This window comes from Acetonema longum DSM 6540 (assembly GCF_000219125.1).
Lineage (GTDB): Bacteria > Bacillota > Negativicutes > Sporomusales > Acetonemataceae > Acetonema > Acetonema longum.
On sequence record NZ_AFGF01000089.1, the window covers coordinates 1 to 2,654 of the forward strand.

Below are 2,654 nucleotides of genomic sequence, written 5' to 3' on the forward strand. Positions count from 1 at the left end.
TTTTGCCTGGCCCCATACATCTCAGTCCATTCTACGTAAGATGTACTATTACCATCGAGGCTAGCAATTATAATGCCATTCTCTGAAATAGTATACCATCTTTCTTTTTGACCTATTTTATTAGACTCGTAAATCTTCCTATCTTGCAATTTAGTCCAAAGATGATTACATACAATAAGAATAATAAGGATACTTGCCGATGAATATTGACCAATAAGTATTGCAATTATTGCTGCAAGGCTAAATATGATATTCGTCGGTATCTGCCACTTGCCACGAATTACGCTTGCAAGTGCATAATAATCTTTTAGCTCTGTTTTCACACAAACCTTAATAGTCTGTTCCTGCATATTGAAAATACTCCTTCTCAACGTTTTTTCATCATTCGACAAAAAGAAATAAAAGCCCTTCAAATTAGATCGCCTGCCATAGCAAGCGGTCTAATTCCACTATGCCAATGATGCCCTGTCAAGTCCCCCCCTAAAAGTGCAACGAGTGTCATTTAAAAAATGCAATAGATTTGCAGCAACTTGATATTCAAACAGAAATACATATATAAGAATACTCAAAGAGAGGCATCATTTATCCATTCGGCAAAATGAAAGACTGACGGGAATTAATAGAGGGATTGTTTTAAAAGCATAAGCGAGTTGTCAACAACCCCGTCCCGCACAAAATTTGAACTGTATCCGTTGACGCTTCTTGCAGAAGATATTAACGAGAAAAACCCACCGCAGATCGCCGCAGGGTTCGCCGGAATTACACTGGCTTACAACGTGAAAAGCGAGGCCGAGGTGCATGAAGTTATGGAACTTGCGAAAAAAGCAGGTGCGGTTATCGCCCAAGAGCACAGCAAGTTTTCTGGGGCGGGTACAGGGGTAAAACAGGGGCCGGGGATGTTGTTTTTTTAAAAATACAACCCCTGTCAGGTGACATGGGGATGCGGGTTATTGACACGTTCTTCTTCTTTTAATCCCTTGAGTAACTCCCGATTCTCCTTCATCTTCTCTCGGTAAATGGTGTCAACAACTCCGTCCCCGCGACACCCGTTACTGAGGCCAATTTAAAACAGGTGGATTTTTCAGGGTCAAATTTGCAAAACTGCAATTTCAGCGGCGCCGACCTGAGTGGCGCCGATTTTGAGAACGCTGATTGCACCGGCTGCGATTTCCGCGACGCCAAACTTAGACAAGCCAGGTTTCCGGAACGGTATTACGGGACATTAAACAATAAAGGACCCGATGAGTCAAAAATCCTGCAAATGTTTTGATATTTGCAGGAATTTTTGTAATTTGTTCTATTTGCCTGTAATAAGCAGTTTTGATTACAGGAACATGCCGCCGGAAGTCTCGATTCTTTCTCCTGTAATCCAACCCGTTTCATCGCTGCAAAGCGAAGCAACAACACCTCCGATATCCTCCGGCTGCCCGATTCTGCCGAGCGCCATTTGTGTACCGATCTTCTCTTTAATTCCCGGTGCTGCATCCAGGGCGCCATGATGGAAGTCGGTATCAATAATTCCAGGTGCCACCGTATTAACACGGATTCCCCTGGGACCGAGTTCTTTTGCCATATACCGTGTCATCACTTCCACTGCGCCTTTCATTGAGGCATAAGCACTCCATCCCGGTGTTGTAAAACGTGCCAGGCCGGAAGAAAAATTAATAATTCTGCCGTTGTCGGCAAGGTAGGGGAGAAGACTTTGAGTTAAAAAATATACGCCTTTAAAGTGTACATTCATCATTCTGTCAAACAGTTCTTCCTTAGTTTCGCCAAACGCGGAGTTATAGGCAAATCCCGCATTGTTAATCAAGAAATCAAAAGATTTTTTATTCCACTTTTTCTGCAGTACTTCCGATATTTGAGAGACAAAGGCATTGTGTGATGATACGTCTCCCACGTCAAGCCTCAAGGCAAAAGCCTTACGGCCGTTGCCTTCAATTTCATGAACGACAGCGTCCGCTTTGTCCTTCTGGCTATTGTAGGTGATGATTACATCCATTCCCTTTTGGGATAATGCCAGTGCAGAACTCTTTCCGAGTCCGCGGCTCCCGCCTGTTACTAATGCAATTTTAACAATTTCGCTCATAATAAATTCTCCTTACTTTACTTTTTTAGACTTGAAAATTATTACCGTGTGACCTATACTGATGGTATCACTTAGACTTATATCTAAGTCAAGGAATTTTTAACAAATGTTCAAGGAGATTTACAATGTATACGATAAACGAGATATCAAAGATTTGCGATCTTTCTCCATATACGATCCGTTTTTACGACAAAGAGGGACTTTTACCTTTTATTTCACGGGGTAAAAATGGGAACAGAGAGTTTTCCGAAACAGATCTTGATTTGGTAAAACTGATTTGCTGCCTGAAAAACACAGGGATGCAAATCAAGGAGATCCGGCAATATATAGATCTATGCATGCAGGGACCCGAATCAGTTGATTTGCGGAAAGAAATAATGCAGAATCACCGTAAAGATATTCTTCGGCAGATCGAAGAATTAAAGAAGAATCTTAACATAGTGAACTTAAAAATTGCATTTTACAATACCGATGAGGGTTCACGCTCATTTATTGCAAAACAGGAGAATAAATAAAAAGGCAGTCAAGCCTTATAAATGTTCCCGGAAGCTTAGAGTATACTCTA

Annotated in this window: 4 protein-coding genes and 1 pseudogene; 3 read left to right on the top strand and 2 right to left on the bottom strand. The window is 41.6% G+C overall.

All coding sequences use genetic code 11. The annotated features are described in order from the left end of the window. Window positions 1-350, bottom strand: a 350-nt coding sequence (locus ALO_RS10700) for a hypothetical protein (RefSeq protein ID WP_004095563.1), incomplete at its 3' end; no start/stop codon positions are given. A 321-nt stretch (window positions 351-671) separates the two neighbouring features. Here ALO_RS10700 and ALO_RS10705 point away from each other — a divergent pair. Next, window positions 672-874 (top strand): annotated as a pseudogene (locus ALO_RS10705) (VOC family protein); the annotation flags it as partial. A 198-nt stretch (window positions 875-1,072) separates the two neighbouring features. Then, window positions 1,073-1,270, top strand: a complete 198-nt coding sequence (locus tag ALO_RS23780; protein ID WP_072031837.1) for a pentapeptide repeat-containing protein — start codon at window positions 1,073-1,075, stop codon at window positions 1,268-1,270. 54 nt (window positions 1,271-1,324) lie between these two features. Here the strand turns inward: ALO_RS23780 and ALO_RS10710 are convergent, their stop codons facing one another. Then, a complete protein-coding gene (locus tag ALO_RS10710) occupies window positions 1,325-2,089 on the bottom strand; it encodes an SDR family NAD(P)-dependent oxidoreductase (RefSeq protein ID WP_004095571.1) in 765 nt (254 codons plus the stop codon). A gap of 125 nt (window positions 2,090-2,214) precedes the next feature. Here ALO_RS10710 and ALO_RS10715 point away from each other — a divergent pair, with 125 nt between their 5' ends. Beyond that, window positions 2,215-2,604, top strand: a complete 390-nt coding sequence (locus ALO_RS10715; RefSeq protein WP_004573391.1) for a MerR family transcriptional regulator — start codon at window positions 2,215-2,217, stop codon at window positions 2,602-2,604. Window positions 2,605-2,654: the final 50 nt, after the last annotated feature.

Bases quoted from the DNA above. Each gene is read 5' to 3' on its own strand.
- ALO_RS10715 (WP_004573391.1), top strand. From the start codon at position 2,215: ATGTATACGATAAACGAGATATCAAAGATTTGCGATCTTTCTCCATAT.
- ALO_RS10710 (WP_004095571.1), bottom strand. From the start codon at position 2,089: ATGAGCGAAATTGTTAAAATTGCATTAGTAACAGGCGGGAGCCGCGGA.